Source organism: Arthrobacter sp. KBS0703 (assembly GCF_002008315.2).
Classification (GTDB): Bacteria; Actinomycetota; Actinomycetes; order Actinomycetales; family Micrococcaceae; genus Arthrobacter.
In genome coordinates, this window is record NZ_MVDG02000001.1 from 3,327,587 (window position 1) to 3,348,327 (window position 20,741).

At 65.8% G+C, this 20,741-nt stretch carries 23 protein-coding genes; 16 read left to right on the forward strand and 7 right to left on the reverse strand.

What is annotated here, in order from left to right; genetic code table 11:
* Positions 1–149: 149 nt before the first annotated feature.
* The 4 genes from B1A87_RS15390 to B1A87_RS15405 all read right to left on the reverse strand — a co-directional run bounded on the left by B1A87_RS15390 (position 150) and on the right by B1A87_RS15405 (position 4,634).
* Complete coding sequence (locus B1A87_RS15390) at positions 150–1,343, reverse strand: CynX/NimT family MFS transporter (protein WP_078029854.1); 1,194 nt, start codon at positions 1,341–1,343, stop codon at positions 150–152.
* 167 nt (positions 1,344–1,510) lie between these two features.
* Complete coding sequence (locus B1A87_RS15395; protein ID WP_078029853.1) at positions 1,511–2,254, reverse strand: ThuA domain-containing protein; 744 nt, start codon at positions 2,252–2,254, stop codon at positions 1,511–1,513.
* 1 nt (position 2,255) lies between these two features.
* Positions 2,256–3,350: a Gfo/Idh/MocA family protein gene (locus tag B1A87_RS15400; RefSeq protein WP_078029852.1), complete on the reverse strand. Its 1,095-nt coding sequence runs from the start codon at positions 3,348–3,350 to the stop codon at positions 2,256–2,258.
* Between the two features lie 51 nt (positions 3,351–3,401).
* A complete protein-coding gene (locus tag B1A87_RS15405) occupies positions 3,402–4,634 on the reverse strand; it encodes an ROK family transcriptional regulator (RefSeq protein ID WP_078029851.1) in 1,233 nt (410 codons plus the stop codon).
* A 185-nt stretch (positions 4,635–4,819) separates the two neighbouring features.
* On the opposite strand from B1A87_RS15405, the gene B1A87_RS15410 reads away from it, so the two are divergent.
* The 15 genes from B1A87_RS15410 (at position 4,820) to B1A87_RS15480 (ending at position 18,909) form a co-directional block, all read left to right on the forward strand.
* On the forward strand, positions 4,820–5,947 hold the full coding sequence (locus tag B1A87_RS15410) for a Gfo/Idh/MocA family protein (protein ID WP_078029850.1): 1,128 nt from the start codon (positions 4,820–4,822) through the stop codon (positions 5,945–5,947).
* Positions 5,944–6,756 carry a hypothetical protein gene (locus tag B1A87_RS15415; protein ID WP_078029849.1) on the forward strand — a complete coding sequence of 271 codons (813 nt, stop codon included), beginning with the start codon at positions 5,944–5,946 and terminating at the stop codon, positions 6,754–6,756. The genes B1A87_RS15410 and B1A87_RS15415 overlap by 4 nt, the downstream gene beginning before the upstream one ends.
* Positions 6,757–6,854: 98 nt before the next feature.
* Positions 6,855–8,180: an ABC transporter substrate-binding protein gene (locus tag B1A87_RS15420; RefSeq protein WP_185982344.1), complete on the forward strand. Its 1,326-nt coding sequence runs from the start codon at positions 6,855–6,857 to the stop codon at positions 8,178–8,180.
* Between the two features lie 12 nt (positions 8,181–8,192).
* Complete coding sequence (locus B1A87_RS15425) at positions 8,193–9,167, forward strand: carbohydrate ABC transporter permease (protein ID WP_078029848.1); 975 nt, start codon at positions 8,193–8,195, stop codon at positions 9,165–9,167.
* Positions 9,167–10,060 (forward strand): carbohydrate ABC transporter permease, encoded by an 894-nt coding sequence (locus tag B1A87_RS15430; protein WP_078029847.1) that lies wholly within the window; start codon positions 9,167–9,169, stop codon positions 10,058–10,060. Before B1A87_RS15425 ends, B1A87_RS15430 begins: the two co-directional genes overlap by 1 nt.
* 68 nt (positions 10,061–10,128) lie before the next feature.
* Positions 10,129–10,893 carry a sugar phosphate isomerase/epimerase gene (locus tag B1A87_RS15435; RefSeq protein WP_078029846.1) on the forward strand — a complete coding sequence of 255 codons (765 nt, stop codon included), beginning with the start codon at positions 10,129–10,131 and terminating at the stop codon, positions 10,891–10,893.
* Positions 10,890–12,008 carry a Gfo/Idh/MocA family protein gene (locus tag B1A87_RS15440; protein WP_078029845.1) on the forward strand — a complete coding sequence of 373 codons (1,119 nt, stop codon included), beginning with the start codon at positions 10,890–10,892 and terminating at the stop codon, positions 12,006–12,008. Before B1A87_RS15435 ends, B1A87_RS15440 begins: the two co-directional genes overlap by 4 nt.
* Before the next feature lie 10 nt (positions 12,009–12,018).
* Positions 12,019–13,215 (forward strand): Gfo/Idh/MocA family protein, encoded by a 1,197-nt coding sequence (locus B1A87_RS15445; RefSeq protein ID WP_078029844.1) that lies wholly within the window; start codon positions 12,019–12,021, stop codon positions 13,213–13,215.
* Between the two features lies 1 nt (position 13,216).
* Positions 13,217–14,218: a sugar phosphate isomerase/epimerase gene (locus tag B1A87_RS15450; RefSeq protein WP_144275837.1), complete on the forward strand. Its 1,002-nt coding sequence runs from the start codon at positions 13,217–13,219 to the stop codon at positions 14,216–14,218.
* 3 nt (positions 14,219–14,221) lie between these two features.
* Positions 14,222–15,085 (forward strand): DUF1080 domain-containing protein, encoded by an 864-nt coding sequence (locus B1A87_RS15455; protein WP_078026747.1) that lies wholly within the window; start codon positions 14,222–14,224, stop codon positions 15,083–15,085.
* A gap of 2 nt (positions 15,086–15,087) precedes the next feature.
* The gene (locus B1A87_RS15460) at positions 15,088–15,990 is read left to right on the forward strand and encodes a biopolymer transporter Tol (RefSeq protein WP_078026748.1); all 903 of its coding nucleotides are present in this window, start codon (positions 15,088–15,090) and stop codon (positions 15,988–15,990) included.
* Positions 15,983–17,020, forward strand: coding sequence for a Gfo/Idh/MocA family protein (locus B1A87_RS15465; protein ID WP_078026749.1), 1,038 nt, complete (start codon positions 15,983–15,985; stop codon positions 17,018–17,020). The genes B1A87_RS15460 and B1A87_RS15465 overlap by 8 nt, the downstream gene beginning before the upstream one ends.
* Positions 17,013–17,495: a heme-degrading domain-containing protein gene (locus B1A87_RS15470; protein ID WP_078026750.1), complete on the forward strand. Its 483-nt coding sequence runs from the start codon at positions 17,013–17,015 to the stop codon at positions 17,493–17,495. The genes B1A87_RS15465 and B1A87_RS15470 overlap by 8 nt, the downstream gene beginning before the upstream one ends.
* 10 nt (positions 17,496–17,505) lie before the next feature.
* Positions 17,506–18,039, forward strand: coding sequence for a GNAT family N-acetyltransferase (locus B1A87_RS15475; protein WP_078026751.1), 534 nt, complete (start codon positions 17,506–17,508; stop codon positions 18,037–18,039).
* 150 nt (positions 18,040–18,189) lie between these two features.
* On the forward strand, positions 18,190–18,909 hold the full coding sequence (locus B1A87_RS15480; RefSeq protein ID WP_078026752.1) for a DsbA family oxidoreductase: 720 nt from the start codon (positions 18,190–18,192) through the stop codon (positions 18,907–18,909).
* A 60-nt stretch (positions 18,910–18,969) separates the two neighbouring features.
* Here the strand turns inward: B1A87_RS15480 and B1A87_RS15485 are convergent, their stop codons facing one another.
* From B1A87_RS15485 to B1A87_RS15495, 3 genes are all read right to left on the reverse strand, one after another.
* On the reverse strand, positions 18,970–19,164 hold the full coding sequence (locus B1A87_RS15485; protein ID WP_078026753.1) for a hypothetical protein: 195 nt from the start codon (positions 19,162–19,164) through the stop codon (positions 18,970–18,972).
* Between the two features lie 98 nt (positions 19,165–19,262).
* Positions 19,263–19,517, reverse strand: a complete 255-nt coding sequence (locus tag B1A87_RS15490; RefSeq protein WP_139362684.1) for a hypothetical protein — start codon at positions 19,515–19,517, stop codon at positions 19,263–19,265.
* Between the two features lie 84 nt (positions 19,518–19,601).
* On the reverse strand, positions 19,602–19,874 hold the full coding sequence (locus B1A87_RS15495) for a hypothetical protein (protein WP_078026755.1): 273 nt from the start codon (positions 19,872–19,874) through the stop codon (positions 19,602–19,604).
* A gap of 215 nt (positions 19,875–20,089) precedes the next feature.
* On the opposite strand from B1A87_RS15495, the gene B1A87_RS15500 reads away from it, so the two are divergent.
* Positions 20,090–20,740, forward strand: coding sequence for a TetR/AcrR family transcriptional regulator (locus B1A87_RS15500; RefSeq protein ID WP_078026756.1), 651 nt, complete (start codon positions 20,090–20,092; stop codon positions 20,738–20,740).
* Position 20,741 lies beyond the last annotated feature (1 nt).

A 20,741-nucleotide genomic window follows, 5' to 3' on the forward strand; every position in this document is an offset into this window, starting at 1 on the left:
CCCCCGAAATCCGGGGAGGCAGCCCGGCAACGGAACCCATGTTCAGAGCGCGAACCGGCAGCTAATGACCCCAAAACCCAGGTTTGAGGGCATAAGCTGCCGGTTCGCGCTGTTGTGCGGGGGAAGGATGTACGACGGCGGCGCCCGCCTTAGCGCTGTTTCGGCACCTTCCGGACGGACAGCGTGGTTCCGAGGATGAACAGCAGAACGGAACCCAGGATGATCAGTAGCGGGCCGTCCCACGAACCTGAAACACCGTGCACATAACCCAGCAGCGTGGGCGCCCCCGCGCCGAAGCAGTACCCCGTCCCCTGGACCACCGCCGACATCCGCCCAGCCGAGGCCTGATCGCGCGCCAGTTTGATGATGGCGATGAAGATCAGCGTGATGCCGCCGCCCTGGGCGATCCCGCCGAAGGAGGACCACAGCCACCACAGCTGGGGAGCGAACAGCAGCCCCAGCGGCACGGTCAGCCACATGGCACCCAAGGTGAGGGCCACCGCCGTCGTACTGGCAAACCTGGCCACCAGCGGAACGCCCATTCCGCCCGCGATGGCGAGGATCTGGAAAAGCGACGACCCCGCTCCGGCGGCGGCCGGAGCCATCCCCAGCTCATCCGAGAGAAGGGTGGGAAGCCACGCGGTGACTCCGTAATAGGAAATGGCCTGCCCGGCGAACCCAGCGGTCAGCCCCACGGTGGTCCAGCGTGAGGCGGGGCGGCCCGCGGCGGGAGGGCCGCCCGATCCGTCGTCCGGCGCCGGAACGAAAGCCCCGCGGCCGGCCGCGAGGAGCCAGAAGCCGATGGCGGCGACGGCGAACACGGCGCTGGCGGCGAGGGCAGGGCGCCAGCCGGCGGCCTCGGCCAGGGGTGCCGTGACGACGGACGTGAGGAACGAGCCGATATTCAAGGCCGCCGTGTACATGCCCATCGCGGTGCCCTGGCGGCGCGGGGAAAAGTCCCGGCGGATGATGAGCGGCACCGCGATGTTGCCGATCGTGATGGCCACGCCCAGAATGACCGTGCCGAGCATGACCAGCGCACCGCCCCCGGCGGACCGGACCACAACGCCGGCAAGGACGCCCAGGAGGGTCAGGGTGATGGCCACTTCCGCGCCGAGCCGGCGGCCTGCCAGTGAGGCGAGGGGCGCGGCCAGGGCGAAGCACAGCACGGGAATGCCGGTCAGCAGCCCGAGTTCCACGGGCGAAAAGCCCAGGTCCTGCTGCATCGCCCCGGCCACCGGGGCTACCGCCACGAACGGACCCCGCATGTTCAGGGCGATCAGTCCGATGCAGGCGAGCAGAATCCAGCTGCTGGGGACCTTGGAGCCCGGGCGGGCTTTCATACGGCGGCGGGGGCGGCTGGCGGGTGCACGGTAAGCGGAGGCACGGTAAAGGGGCTCATCACTTTCATTGCTATCATGCCGCGGCCAATTCGATGGAAAAAGTCAGCGGGCAGGAGCGCATCGCTGCACTCCTGCCCGCCGGGGCCCTCGTCAGTTATTCAGCACGCTCAGGCCAGGTACCAGTCCCGCTGCGCGTTGGCCACCCCGGGCGCTTCCCGGAACTGCTTCGGCTGCGCCACCCAGCCGACACCGTTGGCGACAACCCGCTGGATCTGGGGCTGGTGGTAGACGGGATACTCCTGGTCGCCCGGGCTAAAGTAGAAGATCCGGCCCTTCCCGCGGGAAAACGTGACACCGGAGCGGAACACTTCGCCGCCTTCGAAGGAGCTGATGAAGATGAGGTCGTCCGGCTCGGGAATGTCGAAGAGCTCGCCGTACATCTCCTGCTTCGGGATCACGAGGGGGCTTTCCACGCCGGCGGCAATCGGGTGCGACGGCTTGACCGTCCACACGAGTTCGCGTTCGCCGTCGTTGCGCCACTTAAGCGAGCATGTGGTCCCCAGGAGCCGGGTGAAGATCTTGGCGAAATGCCCTGAGTGAAGGACGATCAGCCCCATGCCGCCCAGGACATGCCGCTGGACGCGCTCCACCACGTCATCGCTGACCTCGGCGTGGGCCACGTGGCCCCACCACAGCAGAACGTCCGTCGCGGCCAAGGTCTCCTCGGACAGCCCGTGCTCGGGGTCCGCCAGCGTGGCCGTGGTGATGCCGGAATCCGGGTAGAAGCCCTTCAGCCCGTCGGCGATGGCGCCGTGAATGCCCTTGGGGTACATCTCCGCCATGGTCTCCGGCTGGTTGCGGGCCTCATGGACGCCTTCGTTCCACACCAGGATGTTGAGTTTGTCAGTCATGTCAGAGCCTCACTTCGCGCTGTTCGAGGGCGGACTTGTAGCAGGCATCGAGCACCAGTGCGCGGCTCAGCGCCAGGGCGCCGTCGTGGGCGCCCCACACAGTCTCGCCCCCGCGGACGGCTTCCACAAAGTCTTCCACCACGGCCTGGTGTGCGCGGCCGGGTTCGGCCACCACTTCGTAGTCCGCGTTTTCGCCGTCCTTCTCCTTGAAGATGCGGAGGTCCGCAACGGGGGCGTTGGAGGCGCCGACGGCGCGCAGTTCGGCACCGCCGTCGGTTCCGTAGACGGTGAAGTCCATCAGGTCGTCTTCGTGCCGGTAGGCCGCCCAGCCGGCCTCGAGGATCAGCGTGCCGCCGCCCTCAAGGCGGATGAATGCCGACGCGAAGTCTTCCACTTCGAACTTGTGGGTCGCGTTCATCGCCGTGTACCGGGCATTGCCGCCGAGGCCGCGGTGGCCCAGTTCGGAGTGGGTGGACGCCGAGACGGACAGGACCTTCGGTTCACCGAGCAGGTGCAGGGCGTAGTCCAGGACGTGCACGCCGATGTCCGCCAGCGGTCCGCCGCCGGCCAGCGCGGGGTTCGTGAACCAGCTTCCCAGCATGGGGATGCCCTGGCGGCGGAGCCAGGATGCCTTGGCGTAGTACGGACGGCCGAGTTCGCCGGCGTCGATGATGCCTTTCAGTTTCTGGATGTCGCCCCGGCGGCGGTGGTTGAAGGCAACGTCCAGGACGCGGCCGGCCTTGCGCGCGGCCTCGACCATCTGCAGGCCCTCTTCGCCGTTGCGGGCGAGCGGCTTTTCGCTCAGGACGTGCAGGCCGCGTTCGAGCGCCGCGATGGCGATCGGCGCGTGCAGGAACGTGGGCACCGCCACGCTGACGGCGTCGAGTCCTTCGAGCTCGATCAGGTCCTCCCAGCGGGCGAACGTGTGGGGAATGCTGTACTCGGCCTTGAGACTGGCCAGGAGGTCCTCCTCCATGGCGGCCACGGCCACGAGTTCCACGCCCGCAATATCCTTGTAGGCCTTGATGTGCTGTTGACCGGCCCATCCGATGCCGACAACCCCGACCTTCAGGGGTGCTGGCTGCTGATTGCTCACGTTTCATGCCTCCGTTTCACTTCAGTCTGAATGTCGGTCTGGCTGTTCCGACTACCCCGTAGCCTGCAGCGTGGCCTCGATGACCGCCGGGGACAGCACATGCTGGGTAACCATCTGGCTCGCACCCAGTACGGCTGCCTGGTCTCCCGCCATGGACAGGCCGATGCGCAGGTGCGTGGTGGCAAGGGGCAGGGATCTCCGGTAAACAACTTCGCGCACGCCTGCCATGAGATGCTCCCCGGCCTGGCCAAGGCTGCCGCCGATCACAATGACGGAGGGGTTGAGCAGGTTCACCACCGTGGCGAGCACGTCGCCGACGTCCCGGCCTGCCTGGCGCAGCGCCTGGATGGCTGGCAGGTTGCCCGCGGCCACCAGGCGAAGCACGTCCCCTCCGTTTTCAGCCTTGAGCCCCTGCGCCGCCAGTGAATGGGCCACCGCCGGGCCCGAAGCCAGCGCCTCAAGGCAGCCGTAATTGCCGCACCGGCACAGGACCTCGTCGCCCCTGGGAACCCGGACATGGCCAAGGTCCCCGGCCGTGCCGTTGGCGCCGCGCTGCAATTCACCGCTGCTGATGATGCCGGCGCCGATGCCCGTAGCCACTTTGATGAACAGGAAATTGTCGTGCTCAGGCCAGTGGGCGGTGCGTTCGCCCAGCGCCATGATGTTGACGTCGTTGTCCACCAGTACCGGAACAGGCAACGAGCGCTGGACGTAGCGGACGACGTCAAACCCGTCCCAGCCCGGCATGATGGGGGGCTTCACCGGCATTCCGGTGGCGTGTTCCACGGGGCCGGGCAGCCCGATTCCGATGCCGGCAAGGTCCCCCGGCGCCCGTCCCGTCTCCGCGAGCAGCGACGTAGCCTCGGCGACAATCCGCCCCAGCACGGCCTCTGGCCCCTCGGCCACGTCCTGGGCCAGGCGCCGCTCCGTAAGAATGTTCCCGCCGAGGTCGGTGACCGCAATGATCACGTGCGTCGCCCCGACGTCGACAGCCAGCACTGCCCGCGCGGCCGGTTTGAAGGCAAACCGCGACGGCGGCCTGCCGCCGCTGGACCTTGCCTCGCCCGCGGGCCCAACCAGTCCGGAGGAAATCAGGGCATCTATGCGTGAGGCCACGGTGGACCGCGCCAGGCCCGTGGTCAGGGCCAGCTCGGCCCGTGTGCGGGCCTTACCGTCGCGCAGCAGCTGAAAAAGATCGCCTGCCCGGGAAAGACTCCCCGCACCTTCAGGGGCGCCGTCTGTTCCGGCTTCGGCGCCGGACACTTTTCCGGTCGTGGGATTCATGAATCAGTGATAGCACGAAGGGCTTATGCATGTCACGCCAAAGAAAGATTGTCGAGAATATCTCAACTTTTGCTTGACGATCGTCAAAAGTAGTTCTAGCTTGATGTGTGAGCGGTGTCACTCAGACGAGCCATCGCCAGAAAGTCCCAGCCAAACGCTCCAGCTAATACAAAGAGGTAGGCAACTTGTCGAGCCAAGCACAGGTATCACCGGCCCTCCTGGGTGTCGGCATTCTGGGCGCGGGACCTGTAACGCAGGCGATCCACCTCCCGTCCCTCGCACGGTTGGTGGATATTCTCGAAGTCCGCCACATCATGGACGTTGACCCTGCCGTGGCCGAGTCAGTGGCAGGCCGGGTAGGTGCACGCTTCAGCACAAGCGTGGATGAACTCCTGGCGGACCCGGCCGTGGACATCGTTGCCATCTGCAGCCCGCACCAGTTCCACGCAGCCCAGGTCATTGCGGCCTGCCGGGCCGGCAAGAAAGCCGTCCTATGCGAAAAGCCATTCGCCATGAACGGCGAAGAGGCAGCGGCCATTTCCGCCGTTTCCGCGGAAACCGGCGTACCAATCCTCGTTGGTGCCATGCACACCTTCGATCCGGGCTGGCTAGCCGCGGAGGAGGCCTGGGGCGACCTGCCCGAGCAGGTCCACACGGTCCGGTCCTCCATCGTGCTGCCGCCCAACCCGCGCTTCGAAGATTTCGCCACCGAGATCGTGGGCCGCGTCCCTGTGGAGGCCCGCGATTCTACCGATCCGGAAGTCATCAAGGCAATGCTCACCGGCGGCGTCATGGGCCTGGCCATCCACGACCTGCCCCTGGTTCGCCGTTTCACCCCCGACTTTGCGGCCGTGGAGGTCCTGCACGCTGAAATCGTTCGCCCGTTTGGCTATGTCATCTCCCTGCGGGCCGGAAACGTAGCCATCGAACTCCGCGCAGCGATGAACGGCACCTGGGAACCAGCCTGGGAGTTTGAGGCAATCGGAGATCACGCCGCACTGAAGATCGACTTCACGCCGTCTTACGTCCACGCCGGCTCGGCAACAGCGCGGATCAGGACGTCCGGACAGACCACAGTCCTGGGGCCCTTCGGCCACAACGGATACGAAGGCGAGTGGCGAAAACTGGCGGAGCTGGCCAACGGCACCGGCCAGCCGCCCTCGGCCGAAACTCTTATCCACGACCTTGAGTTTGCGCTGGCGATCGCCGAGGCCGCCGCGGGCAGGGTCGATACGGACCGCGCAAATACGGGCCGGGTTGATGCTGGCAGCGCCGCCAGCGAGACAACAGCAGAGCAGGAGATCAACGCATGACCACACAGCTTTCCGTGTACGCGGATCCCCAGGCCGAAGCCGCGGGTGCCGTACCCGCCGTCGTCGCTTCCCTTCCGCTGTCGCTCGCTCCCGCTACGGAATCCGCACCGGATGTCGTTGCAATTTCCGGCCATGCAGGGTGGACCGAACGGGCCGCCACTGCGATCCGGAACGATGCCAAGGGCGTGGTGGTTTCCGGCCCAGTATCCGAAGACCCTACCGAACTCACCGGCGTCGCCGACGCCGCCGGAGCCGTGGTGGTAATCGACCAGAAGTGGGCCGGAAACGCTGCCCTGGCGCCTGCCAGCGAAAATGTCCATAGCATAATCGCCGCGTCCGTCAGCGACGCAGTCCTGCTTGACTCGGTCGCCGTGGCCGGCCTCGGGACCGATCCCCTGCACCTGCTGACAGATCAGTTGGCCGTCCTGGTGCAGTGCGGGATCGGGGTGCGGAACCTGCGGATGGTTCAGCATAACGCAAGCGGCTACACAGTTGCCGGCGTTCTGGCCGGCGGAGCGCCCGTCGCCTTGCAGGGCATCCTCACATCTGTTCTGCCGACCACGGCAACCCTCTCGATTCTCACCTCAACCGGGCGTGCCGACGTCGTCCTTCCGGACCCGGCGGCAGCTTGGCCTGCCGTGGTCCGTGCCGTAACCAAAGAAGGAGCAACGACGCTTCCCACGCTGTATGAGTCCTCCCACCGGACCAGCTGGTCCAGGCTCCACTCAATTCTTTCTTCCGGGGCCGGGTCCAACGACCTGGCGCAGTTCACAGCAGTTATCTCACTCCTCAACCAACTCCGCAGTTAGACCGCCCTACCGCTCCACCTGCAGTTCCAGTCTCCATCCACTCATTGTCGAGAAGGACCCGGGCATCCAGTCACTCCGGGCCCTGAAAGGAAACCATCGTGTCTACCAAACCCTCCATCGCATCTTCCGCCTTCTCCCGGCGGGGGTTCCTGGGCTTCGCCGCAGCAGCGGCCTCCGTACCCCTCCTGGCCGCCTGTGGCGGAGGCTCCGCGTCACAGGGCGGCGGTGGAAGCGCCGGCGGAACCATCAAGTTCTGGGACATGCCGTGGGCCACCCCGGCGTACAACGAAACCGCAAAGAAGATCGCTGAAGGTTTCTCCGGAGCCAACAGCAAGGCCAGCTACCAGCTCATCCAGTGGAACAACTTCTACCAGACGTTCTCCTCGGCCATCGCGTCCAAGACCGGACCGGCAGTGTCCACCGGCGGTGGCTTCCAGGCCTTCCAGTTTGAGCAGCAGGGCCAGATCGCCTATGCCGACAAGGTCATCGAAGCACTGAAGAAGAACGGCCAGTTCGACGACTTCCTGCCGGGCGTGGTTGAGCCCTTCAAGACAGCCAAGGGCTACGTGGCGGTTCCCTGGCAGTTGGACATCCGTCCGCTCTGGTACCGCAAGTCCCTGTTCGAGAAGGCCGGTGTCGATGTTCCCAAGGACTGGGCAACCCTGCTTGAGGCCGGCAAGAAGCTGAAGAGTGTCGGAGCCGTCGGCTTCGCCACCGGCTCCGGTGCGGGCAACAACATCGGCAACCACCTCATGATCATGATGATGCTCAACAATGGCGGTGGCGTGTTCAGCAAGGACGGCCAACTGGACGTCATGAACGACCGCAACGTAGAGGCCATCGAGTTTATGCTCGAGCTGGTGTCCAACGGCATCATCGATCCTGCCGCGGTCAGCTACACCACGGACAACCTCAACGCCCAGTGGAAGGATGGCAAGGCCGCGTACGGCATGTTGACGCTGGGAGTTCCCGCCCGCGTCGGCGACACGTCCGGAGACATCGTTGTGGCAAGCCCGATTGCCGGCCCGCACGGGGACAAAGCGGCGCTGATCTTCCCGAACAACATCATGATGTACACGAACACGCCGTCGCAGGAAGCCTCCGAGGCGTTCCTGGTCTACTACATGGGCCAGCTGAAGGAACTGTGGAAGCAGAAGCTCATGAACGCCCTTCCGGTGTTCAAGTCCATCACCGAAATGCCCGAATTTACTTCCGATCCCAACAACGTGAAGATCGTCAAGGAATACGTGCCGATCGCCAAGACCTTCGCTTCCCAGGGCACGGCCCTGAGCGCCGACCTGGCGGCGTTGGACGGCGGTCAGGCCTTGAACCAGTTCACCCAGACCGTTCTCACCGGCAAGACCGATGCCAAGTCCGCTCTGCAGGCTTTTGAGTCCGGCCTCAAGTCAATTCTCAAGAAATAGGCGGCCAGCACCATGTCGTCCACAACAGCACCGTCCGGCCTCGCCCGGGCCCGTCGAGGGCTTGCCCCCGGCGGATCCGGGGGCGGGTCCCCGCAACCCGGGCAGAATCGCAAGAGCAAGCTCAGCGCGCAGACCAGCAGGACGTTCTTCTGGCTCCTGCTGCCCTCCGTCGTCCTGCTCGTCCTGATCCACGGCTACCCGCTCTTCCAAGCCGGCGTCCAAGCCACCCACAACGGCAACCTGATCCAAACCGGTGACTTCGTGGGCATCGAAAACTTCCAAAGCGTGCTGGCCTCGCCGGCGTTCTGGAAGGCCGCGCAGTTCACGCTGTTGTTCACCATCGTCGGTGTCTTCGGCTCGTGGGCTGTCGGACTGGGGCTGGCCCTGCTGTTACGGACCAAGATCCCGGCCGGCGGCACCTTCAAGGTCCTGCTGCTCCTGCCCTGGGTGGTCCCCATCGTCGTTTCCTCCACCGCCTGGAACTGGCTGGTGGCCACACCGGACAGCCTCGTCCCCTCCCTGTACCGCAACCTGGGCCTGGGCACTCCGCTGTTCCTCGCGGACCCCACCCTGGCCGCGGTCACCGTGATGATCTTCAAAGTCTGGGTCAGCTTCCCGTTCATGATGATGATGATCTCCGCGGCCCTGGCCTCCGTGGACAGCACCGTCTACGAAGCGGCCAGCATGGACGGCGCCACCCGCTTCCAGCAGTTCAGCCAGATCACCCTGCCGCTGATCGCCCGCTCCACCTACATCAGCTGGATCCTGATGACCATCTTCTGCGTCAACGACTTCCCCACCATCTACCTGCTCACCGGCGGCGGCCCCGTTGACGCCACCACCTCCCTCGTGGTCCTGGCCTACCGCACGGTCTTCCAGGACTTCACCACCGGACCCGGCGTGGCCATCGCGTTCCTCATGACCATGACCCTGGTGGTCATCTCCGTTCTTCTGTACCGCCAGATCCGAAAGTCGAGCGTCGAATAATGAGCGCAGTAGTCCACGCCCACCCCCAGTCCGGCCCCGTCCTCGGCGTCGCCGGCCCGGCCAAGAACAAACGCGTCCTCTCCGAAGCCGGCCACCGCGGCCAGTGGTGGCGCTTCACCGCCATCCTTCTCATCACCGCGATAGTCCTCGTACCCATCATGGTCACGGTGGTCCTCGCCTTCACCCCCGGCCCCAACAGCACAGCGACCGGCCTGACGTTCGAGAACCTCAGCAACGTCTTCTCCACGACACTGGCCGCCACCTGGCTGCAGAACAGCCTCGTCACCACCCTCTCCACCGTGGTGGTCTCCGTCGCAGTCGCAGCCCCGGCCGGCTACGTCCTCTCCCGCGGCCGCTCCAAAGCAGTCTCTGGCTACTCCCTGCTCCTGTTCGTCATGCAGTCCCTGCCTGTCATCACCTCCGTGGTCCCGCTCTTCATCCTGTTCGCAGCCATGGGCCTGGTGGACAACCTCATGGGACTGACCATCATCTACGTCGGCTCCACCATGACCGTGGCCACCTGGATGATGGCCGCCTACTTCGACTCCATCCCCATCAGCCTCGAAGAAGCCTCCTGGATCGATGGCTGCTCCGTCTTCGGCTCCTTCACCAAAGTCGTCCTCCGCAACTCCCTGCCCGGCATCCTCTCCACCGCGATCTTTGCCTTCCTGCTGGCCTGGAACGACTACCTCGTAGCCATCGTGTTCCTGCGCTCCAACGAAATCTTCACCCTCCCCATGGGCGTCCAGTCCTTCTTCCAGCAAAACAACACGGACTGGTCCGGAGTCATGGCCCTCGCGGTGATCATGATGCTCCCACCCGTCATCGTCTTCGCCACACTGAACAAATACTTCAGCGTCGGCGGCATCGGCGGATCCCTCGCCGGCCGGTAACCAGCTACCAGACGGCGCCGCCATCGGCTCTGAACCCTTTTTCGAACAAGCTCCCGCAAAGGAACCCCATGTCTTACTCACTTCAGCTCTACACCCTGCGCAATGCCGTCCAGGAGGACCTGCCCGGCACCATCAGGAAGGTCGCTGAGATCGGCTTCACCCAGGTTGAACCGTACAACTTCGTGGCCACGGCAGCCGAACTAGGTGCCGCCTTGAAGGAGAACGGCCTGACCGCCCCGTCTGGGCACGCGCCGCTGCTCAGCCAGGACCAGGATGAGATCTTTGCCGCCGCGAAGGAACTTGGCATCAGCACCGTCATCGACCCCTACCTGCCTGCCGAACACTGGCAGAAGGCCGAGGACATCCAGGCCACCGCTGCCAAGCTCAACGCGGCAGCGAAGAAGGGAGCTGAATACGGCATACGTGTCGGCTACCACAACCACGCTTGGGAACTGGAGTCCATCATCGAGGGACGCACTGCGCTGGAATACTTCGCCGATCTCCTGGACCCGGAACTGGTCCTGGAAGTGGACACCTACTGGGTTGCCGTCGGCGGCCAGGACCCGGTGGACATCCTGGCCAAGCTCGGGGACCGGGTGAAGTTCATCCACATCAAGGACGGCCCGGCCACCACCGACACCAAGGCCCAGCAGCCCGCCGGGCAGGGCAAGATCGCAGTGTGGGACGTCATCGGCGCCGCCAAGTCCCTGGAAGTGGGCGTCGTGGAGTTTGATGACTACTCCGGCGACATCTTCGACGGCATCGCCCAGAGCCTTGCCTTCCTGAACACCGGAGCGTCCGAAGGCGCCCAGTCCGAAGGAGCACGGGCATGAGCACCTCCTCCATGAAGCGGGGCCCGGTCGGCGTAGCGGTCATCGGCGCCGGCAACATCAGCAAGCAGTACCTGGACAACCTGACCGTGTTCCCGGACCTGAAGGTCCACGTCATCGCCGATCTCTTCGAAGATGCCGCGGCGGCGCGGGCGAAGGAATACGGGATCGCCGAGTTCGGCGGGGTGGACGCGGCCCTGAACCATCCCGACGTCGAAATCATCGTCAACCTGACCATCCCTGCCGCGCACGTGGAGGTGGCCACGGCCGCCGTCAATGCCGGCAAGCATGTGTGGACGGAGAAGCCCTTCTCGCTGGACCGGGAATCAGGGCTGGGGCTCCTCAAGGCCGCCGACGCTGCCGGACTGCGGCTCGGCTGCGCACCGGACACGTTCCTTGGCGCGGGGCTGCAGACGGCCCGGCGACTGATCGAGCGCGGCGACATCGGCACCCCGCTGACCGCCATGACCACGTTCCAGACCCCCGGGCCGGAATCCTGGCACCCGAACCCCGCGTTCCTCTTCCAGCACGGTGCCGGTCCCTTGTTCGATATGGGCCCGTACTACCTCACCGCGCTGGTCCAGACGTTCGGATCCGTGCGCAAAGTGGCAGCCATCGGCTCCAAAGCCAAGGAAGTCAGGGTCATCGGCTCCGGGCCCAAGCTGGGTGAAGAGTTCACGGTGGAGGTCCCCACCCATGTCAGCGCGATGGCACAGTTCGACGGCGGACAGTCCTCGCACAGCGTCTTTTCGTTCGAGTCGCCGCGGCTGCGGATGGGCTTCGTGGAGATCACGGGCACGGAGGCCACCATCTCGCTGCCGGATCCGAACTACTTCGACGGCGACATCAAGCTCTGGCGCGCCGGCGACGAAGAGTGGACGGTCATTCCCGCGACCGGCGCCGCCAACGGCCGGGGCATGGGCGTGCTGGACATGGCCCGCTCCATCCGGGCCGGGGTTCCGCACCGCGCCACGGGCAACCTGGCCTACCACGTGCTGGACACCATGGTCTCGATTTCCGAATCCGTTGAATCCGGCACCTTTGTCGACGTCGAAAGCTCCGCCCCTGCGTCGCCGGTCCTCCCCGAGGACTGGGACCCCACCGCTTCCACCCTCTAGGAACCAGGCCATGAACTCCCCCGAAAGCACGGACGGCACCAACCCGGACACCCTACCGCTGGGCGTTGCAATGATCGGCTATGCGTTCATGGGCAAGGCCCACTCGAACGCCTGGCGGAACGTTTCGTCCTTCTTCGACGTCCCGGCCTTCGAGCAGAAATTGCTCGTGGGCCGGGACGCCGCCCAGGTCGCCGAAGCCGCCGCGAAATACGGCTGGGCCGAAACCGCCACTGACTGGCGTTCGGTCCTGGAGCGGGACGACATCCACATCGTGGATATCTGCGCCCCGGGCTGGATGCACGCCGAGATCGCCATCGCGGCGCTCGAGGCCGGAAAGCACGTCCTGGTGGAAAAGCCACTGGCCAACACCCTGGCCGAGGCCGAAGCCATGGCGGACACGGCCCGGTCCGCCCGGGAACGCGGCGTGCAGTCCATGATCGGTTTCAACTACCGCCGCGTGCCCGCCCTGGCCCTCGCGAAGGAGCTCATCGCCGAAGGCCGGCTCGGGACGGTCCGGCACGTCCGTGCCGTCTACCTGCAGGACTGGCTGGTAGACCCGGATTCCCCCATGACATGGCGGCTGAACAAGGAAACCGCCGGGTCCGGAGCGCTGGGCGACATCGCGTCCCACGCGATCGACCAGGTCATGTTCCTGCTCGGCGGCACCGTCACCGAGGTCTCGGGCCGGCTGCACACCTTCGTGAACAGCCGCCCCGGGGCGGACGGCCCCGAAGAGGTAACGGTCGACGACGCCGCCTGGGCAACGCTGACACTGGACTCAGGGGCCATCGCCTCCGTGGAGGTCTCCCGCATGGCCACCGGCCAAAAAAACTCCCTGAAACTGGAGATCTACGGGGACAAGGGCTCCCTCCTGTTCGACCTGGAAGCCATCAACGAACTCGGCTTCCTGGACGCCACTCTCCCGGTCCGGGAACAGGGCTTCCGGCGGATCCTGGTCAACGAACCCGAACACCCGTACATGGCTGCCTGGTGGCCGCAGGGCCACGTGATCGGCTGGGAGCACACTTTCACGCACGAAATCCGGGACTTCCTTACCGCGATCGACGGCGGCACCCAGCCCTCGCCGTCGTTCGAGGAAGGCCTGGCCGTGCAGCGGGTGCTGGCCGCCATCGAAGAATCCGCCAACGCCAAGTCCTCCATCATCCAGCTCACCGCCTCCCCCGTCCCCGCCATTGAAGGAGCCTGACATGCCCCGCCCGTACACCCTGTTCACCGGCCAGTGGGCCGACCTCCCGTTCGAGGAAGTCGCACGCCTGGCTTCCGGCTGGGGCTACGACGGCCTGGAAATCGCCGTTTCCGGGGACCACCTGGATGCCTGGCGCTGGGACGAGCCCGGCTATGTCGACTCCAAACTCGCCGTCCTGGAAAAGTACAACCTCAAGGTCTGGGCCATCTCCAACCACCTCAAGGGCCAGGCCGTCTGCGATGACCCCATCGACTTCCGCCACGAAGCGATCGTCGGGTCCAAAGTCTGGGGCGACGGCGACCCCGAAGGTGTCCGCCAACGCGCTGCCGAGGAAATGAAGCACACCGCCCGGCTCGCCAAAGCCCTCGGCGTGGACACCGTGGTCGGGTTCACCGGCTCCTCCATCTGGCAGTACGTCGCGATGTTCCCGCCCGTGCCGGAAAAGGTCATCGAGGCCGGCTACCAGGACTTCGCGGACCGCTGGAACCCCATCCTGGATGTCTTCGACGAGTGCGGGGTCCGTTTCGCCCACGAAGTCCACCCGAGTGAGATCGCCTACGACTACTGGACCACCGTCCGCACCCTCGAAGCGATCGGCCACCGTCCCGCGTTCGGGCTGAACTGGGACCCGTCCCACTTCATGTGGCAGGGCATCGACCCCGTCTCCTTCATCTGGGACTTCAAGGACCGGATCTACCACGTGGACTGCAAGGACACCAAGCTCCGCCCCACCGGCCGGAACACCGTCATGGGTTCCCACCTGCCCTGGGGCGACCCGCGGCGCGGCTGGGACTTCGTCTCCGCCGGACGCGGCGACGTCCCCTGGGAATCCTCCTTCCGCGCCCTCACCGCCATCGGCTACACCGGCCCCATCAGCATCGAGTGGGAAGACGCCGGCATGGACCGCCTCCACGGCGCCCCCGAAGCCCTCGCAGCGCTCAAGACATTCGACTTCCCCGCCTCCCAGACGTCCTTCGACGCCGCCTTCAGCAGCAAGGACTAGGTCATGTCAGGCATTGAAACGCCCGGGGGCGGTGACGGTTTTGTCCCGCTGTTCGACGGCACCACATTGACCGGCTGGCGATCGGTACCCCGCGTCTATGGCACCGAATATCCGGGCGGTCCGGCCCTCTTGGAACGCTTTGCCGCCCTGGGCCTGACCCCGCCGGTGGAACCCGAGAAGCACCCGGCCCGCTGGTTCGTGGACGACGGCATCCTGGTCGGCGAGCAGGACTCCCCCGGCAGCGGCTACGGCGGCTACCTGGTGAGCGAGCAGGCGTTCGGCGACTTCGAACTCGTGCTGGAAATGCGCCCGGACTGGCCGGCAGACACCGGTGTGATGATCCGGCGCCGGCCGGATACGTGGGAAGGTTTCCAGGTGCTCGTGGACCACCGTCCCTCCGGCGGCATTGGCGGGTTCTTCGGCAACGGACTGGCGAGCTTCTCTGCCGTGCCCTTCGCCGTCAACGTGGCCACGGACGCAGACGGGCGGCCCACCGGACTGATTGCGGACAACCCGGCCACATCCGTGGAGCCTGTCACGGAAGAAAAGCGTGCCCGCCTTAGGTACGCCGCCGACGTCGAGGACTTCCTCAACATCTGGCGCTGGGACGACTGGAACGAACTCCGCATCCGCTGCGTCGGCGCCCTGCCGGTCATCACCACCTGGGTCAACGGTCTCAAGATCGCCGAACTGGACACAGCCAGCCTGGACTCGCCGAACTACCACCCGGCGGATGTCCTGGGTGTCCTCGGCGAGCGCGGGCACATCGCGTTGGAAGTCCACGACAATGACTCCATGTTCGGCGAGGCCCGCTGGGGCAAGGGCGCGCAGTGCCGGTGGCGAAACATCCGGATCAAGGAGCTCTAAACATGCTGTGTACCCTTCGGCCCGGCCAGCGCTGCGAGGTCTGGATTGCGTCCGTCACGGGCGAATCCGAACTCGTCTATAGCACCGACCAGTTCCTCCTCGAAGCGCCGAACTGGACCTTGGACGGCTCGGCCCTCATCCTCAACGGCGACGGGAAACTGTGGAGCTTTGATGTTGCAGGCCGGACACTCGAACAGGTCCCGCTCACCGGCATCCCGGACCTGAACAACGACCACGTCCTCGCTCCTGACGGCACCGGCATCTTCCTGTCGGCGAACGACGGCCACATCTACCGGGCAGCTTTGAGCGGCGGTCCGGTGGAACGGATCACCGACGACGACGGCTCCTTCCACTTCCTGCACGGCGTGAGTCCAGACGGCGGCGAGCTCGCTTACGTGGGTATCGCGGCCGGCGACTTTACGCAGCCGGGCCGCCTCAGGACCATACCGTCCGACGGCGGTGCTACCGCCGGAGTTGATGTCGGCCCCGGCCATTGCGACGGACCGGAATACTCGCCGGACGGAAAGTGGCTCTACCTGAATACCGAGTCCTTCAGCGCTCTCCGCGGCCACGCCCAGCTTGCCCGCGTGCAGGTTGACGGAACCGGTTTCGAGCGCCTCCTTGAGAGCGGGACCGTCGACTGGTTCCCGCACCTCTCCCCCGACGGGGAGCTGGCCAGCTACATCCGCTTCCCCGCAGGCACGGAGGGCCACCCCGCGAACTTGCCGGTCGCCGTCGTGCTTGTCTCCACCAACGACTGGACCGCACCGCTTCACACTTGGCCCCTCTTCGGCGGCCAGGGGACCCTCAATGTCAACAGCTGGGCACCGGATTCCAAGCGCTTTGCGTTTGTGGCGTATCCGCTCGCCAACACCGACTCACCAAAGGACCACGTTCGTGACTGATCAACCCACCGGCACTTCCGACGGTGCAATCCGCTGGGGCATCCTCGGCACAGGATTCATCGCCGGGCTGCAGGCGCAGGACCTGACCGAGAACGGCTTCACGGTGCAGGCCGTCGGGTCACGCTCGCTGGACTCGAGCAAGGCGTTTGCCGAGCAGTACGGCGTGGCAACGGCACACGGCAGCTACGAAGACCTGGTGGCAGACCCGTCGGTTGACGTGGTGTACATCGCCACGCCGCACCCGTTCCACCACGCCAATGCCTTGTTGGCGTTGAATGCGGGCAAGCATGTGCTGGTGGAGAAGCCGTTCACCATGAACGCCAGCGAAGCCCAGGACATTGTTGATCTCGCGGAATCCAAGGGGCTCGTGGCGCTGGAAGCCATGTGGACCCGATTCCTCCCGCACATGATCCGCCTCCGCGCCATCATCCAGGAAGGCACCATCGGTGAGGTCCGGAAGGTGGTGGCCAGCCACAACCAGAGCCTGCCCAAGGACCCCGCCCACCGGCTGAATGATCCTGCACTGGGCGGGGGAGCGCTCCTGGACCTCGGCATCTACCCGATCTCTTTTGCGTTCGACATCCTGGGAGCGCCGGAGACGATTCGCGCCAGTGCCTCCATGACTGCGACGGGCGTGGACCGGCAGACTGCAGCCATCTTTGACTATGCCGGCGGCCAGCAGGCCATCGTGGACTGCGAACTGGACGCCGCCAGCGCCAACCGGGCCATGATCATCGGGACCGAAGGGTGGATCGACCTCGAATCCACTTGGTACAACCCCGTGCCGTTCACCGTTCATGCCGTGGATGGCAGCGTTGTTGAACGCTACGAGCAGCCTGTCGCCAGCCGGGGTATGCAGTACCAGGCCGCCGAGCTGGAGCGACTGGTCAGGGAAGGCGATACCGCCGGCACCATTCTTCCTCCAAGCGAGACGGTCGCCGTCATGGCGGCGATGGACAAAATCCGCCGCCAGATCGGGCTCAGCTACGATGCCGACACTCCCGTTGAGGGAACGGTTCCGAATGACTGACACCGACTCGCCGCGGATCACCGAACTGCGCCGGCACGAGGAAGAGCTCGTCTTTCCGTGCTTTGACCATCACGACGCGTGGCGACTCGGCTCGCTCATCGCCAACCGCGCGATCGCCGAGGGCCACGCTGTGGCCATCGATATCCGGCGCCACAACCTCGTGCTGTTCCGCTGTGTCCTGCCAGGAGCCACGGCCGACCAGGAGGAGTGGATCCGCCGCAAGTCGGCCAGTACCCTGCGCTTTGAACGCAGCACAGCGCTATTGACCGAGGAGTTCTCGGCCAAAAGCTTCGACCCCACGCAAGGCGGGTGGCTCGCAGCGGAGGATTACACGCTAGCCGGAGGCTCCTTCCCTGTCCGTGTCCCGGGCACGGGCGTCGTCGCTGCTGTCACGGTTTCCGGGCTGTCCTCCGATGACGACCACCAGCTGGTGGTCGACAGCATCAGGGCCCACCTCAAGGACACAGCGGCATAGGATTTTGGGCATGACGCACGCCATCCGAAAAGCAACCGTGGACGACGCCGGCCGACTGGCCGGGCTTGCTGCCGTCACCTTTCCGCTCGCCTGCCCGCCGGAGTCCTCCCCTGCCGATATCGCGGCACACCTCGAGGCGACGCTCAGCGAATCAAACTTCCGAAGTTATCTGGCAGACCCCGACGTCACGGTCCTGGTGATCGACTCCGACGGCGACCTCCGCGGCTACAGCATGCTCGTGGACCGTCCGGCCCGGGATCCGGACGTTGCCGCCGCCCTAACCGCCCTGCCGGCCACCGAGCTCAGCAAGTGCTACGTGCACCCCGACCACCACGGGCTGGGCGCCGCGGCGGAGCTGGTGCACGCCAGCCTCGGCGAGGCCGCAGCCACCGGTGCGCGCGGAATGTGGCTCGGAGTCAACAGCCAGAATGCCAAGGCCATCCGCTTCTACGAGAAATCAGGCTTCCGGAAGGTCGGCACCAAGTCGTTCACCCTGGGCGCCACGGTGGAGCACGACTTCGTCATGGAGCGCGCCCTCCCGTAGCCCGAAACGCAGCTCCGAAGCGCGAACTGGCAGGTAATGACCTTAAATTCCTGCCTTGAGGTCTTTAGCTGCCAGTTCGCGCGGACCGGCAGTGAGCAAGCCAACAGCTGAACCGGGAATGTCCCGCCGGAAGCGCCGGTTGTCGCAGGCATGAAGATTGAAATCTGGTCAGACGTCGCGTGCCCGTGGTGCTACATCGGCAAGCGCCGGTTCGAGGCCGCCCTGGCCGAATTCCCGCACCGTGACGATGTAGACGTGCAATGGCGCAGCTACCAGCTGGATCCCTCCCTGCCGGAGCACTACGACGGCACCGAACTGGACTACCTCAGCACCCGCAAGGGCATGGCGCCGGAGCAGGTGTCCGAGATGTTTGACCATGTGGCAGCCCAGGCCCAGGGCGAGGGGCTCAACTACCGGTTCGACGCCGTCGTCGTTGCCAACAGCTTCACGGCCCACCGGCTCATCCACCTCGCGGCCACCCACGGCAAGCAGGACGAGGCCAAGGAACGGCTGCTCAGCGATCACTTCGAGCACGGCAGGGACATCGGCAGCCGGGAGTACCTGACCTCCCTCGGCCAAGACCTGGGCCTTGATGCCGCCGACGTCGCCGAGCTGTTCAGCACGGACAAATACTCCGACGACGTCCGGCACGACTTCGCCGAGGCACGCGCCCTGGGCATCAGCGGTGTGCCGTTCTTCGTGATCGACCGCAAGTTTGGACTCTCCGGTGCCCAGCCCGCCGCGACGTTCACCATGGCACTCGAACAGGCCTGGCAGGATTCGCATCCCCTGGTCATGGTCGGCACCGACGGTTCGGCCGCCGCGGATGCAGCGGCCGACGCCTGCGGACCGGACGGCTGCAGCACCTAAAGCGCCTACGACGGCGGCACGCTCCCGAACCATGCGGCACCGCCTGGCGGCGGAACGGCCCTACGTGGTGCCGTAGAAGGCGTCGTTGACGTCGTCCCGGTCGGGTTCCGTGTCCTTGGCGAGCTGGTCCAGGACGTCCAGATGGGTGTCAAGTCCCACCGGCTGTTCACCCGGCCGGCCGAGGAGGTAGCCCTGACCGGCGATGACGGGCCGGCCGGTAGCCGTAAGTCCGGGCTGCAAGAGCCGGGTGAGCATGTGCGAGGGTCACCACCCCGTACTTCTTGTTGGTCAGCGTGGCCTCCAGCGACGGCTGGAACGGGCGGCGCCCCGAAAGCCCCGTCAGCGGGTCCGCGTCAGCCTGCAGGCGCGCGTGCACGTGGCGGCGTTGCAGTGCCCGGCCCCCGAACACGTAGGACAAGGGGGTCCGCCACGAGTATCGCCGCCAGCAGTCCGAGGAGTTTGTTGGACCCCAGGTTCCCGACCAGTCCGGTGATTATTTCCGCGCGCTGGTCAATTTCCAGCACCAGCGTTCCTTCCGGCGCGGACACTGGCACCAGGAATTCGTACCTGGTCACGCCGGTGCCTCCGATTTCCGATTCGGTTTCCACGGTTGTGGTGCCTGTCGAAAGCATCTCGGAAAAACGTGTTGCGTCAGCGGTCTCCGACTCGCCCGCGCCCACCTGGCCGTCGCCTCAGGCGATCAGCGTTCCGTCCAAGCGGAACAGACCCACATAGACGGTGCCCTGGCTGCGCTGCAGGTGGTGGATTTCATCAGCAACCGCCTGCTCACGCTTGGCCGGATCCAAATCGGCGGCCGGCGATTCCTCGAGTTCCGCGGCCACCGCCTCGAAGGTCAGCCGGTATCCTTCCAGCCAACGGTCGATGATCTGCTGCCTGGCTACGGCGTACTCCACCAGGCCTGCCACCAGCATCGCGGCGGACACCGCGAACGCCCAGCGGACCATGAAGGACAGCCCCGACGCACTGAAACCGCGTTTGCTGTGGCGCGGCCGTTTGCGGGAGGAACCCGCTTCAAATTCGCGGTCCGTTCACATGTGATGGCCATGATGTTCCACAACGCCCCAGTTGCAAGGAATAACGCACACTCTACCGGCGCCACTTCGCCCCAGACAGCAAAAACATGACCTGGTTTACTGACAGATCGCGGTAAAGTGTGCGTATGCCACGGATTTCGGCCCCCAGCAACGCTGCGCAGCGCGCCGACACCCAGCGCCGCATCCTGAAGGCGTTCGGCGAGCTCCTCTTCACACACGGGCTGCCCGGGCTCACCATGACGGACGTGGCGCGGCACGCTGGCGTTGGCCGCACGGCCGTCTACAACTACTACGCCGACATCGAAGAGCTGCTGATCGCCTACGCCCTGGTAGAGACCGAGCGGTTCCTGGCCGAGCTGCGCGACTCCCTCGCCCGCCTGGACAACCCGGTGGACCGTCTGGCGCTGTATGTGCGGGCGCAGGTCGAGGACCTCAGCCGCCGCCACCTGCCGCCCGGGCCCGCCATGGGTGCGGTGCTCTCACCCTCGTCCTTCGCCAAGCTGGCCGGCCACGTGGGCGGCCTCAGCAACCTGCTCCAGGACATCCTGAGCGACGGCATGGAGCAGGGATACCTGCCGGCAGCAGACGCAAGGCAGCAGGCGCAGCTCATCCACGGAACGCTGTCCTCCAGCGCCGCCCGAGGCAGCGACGAGCCGGAGGACCTGGAAGAGCGCATCTCACGGACTGTCCGGTTCATCCAGCTGGGGGCCGGCGCCAGGTTCGACGACGGCGGCCGCCCCGTGCGCCTCAGCCCTCCGCCGGAGGCGGCGGGCTGAA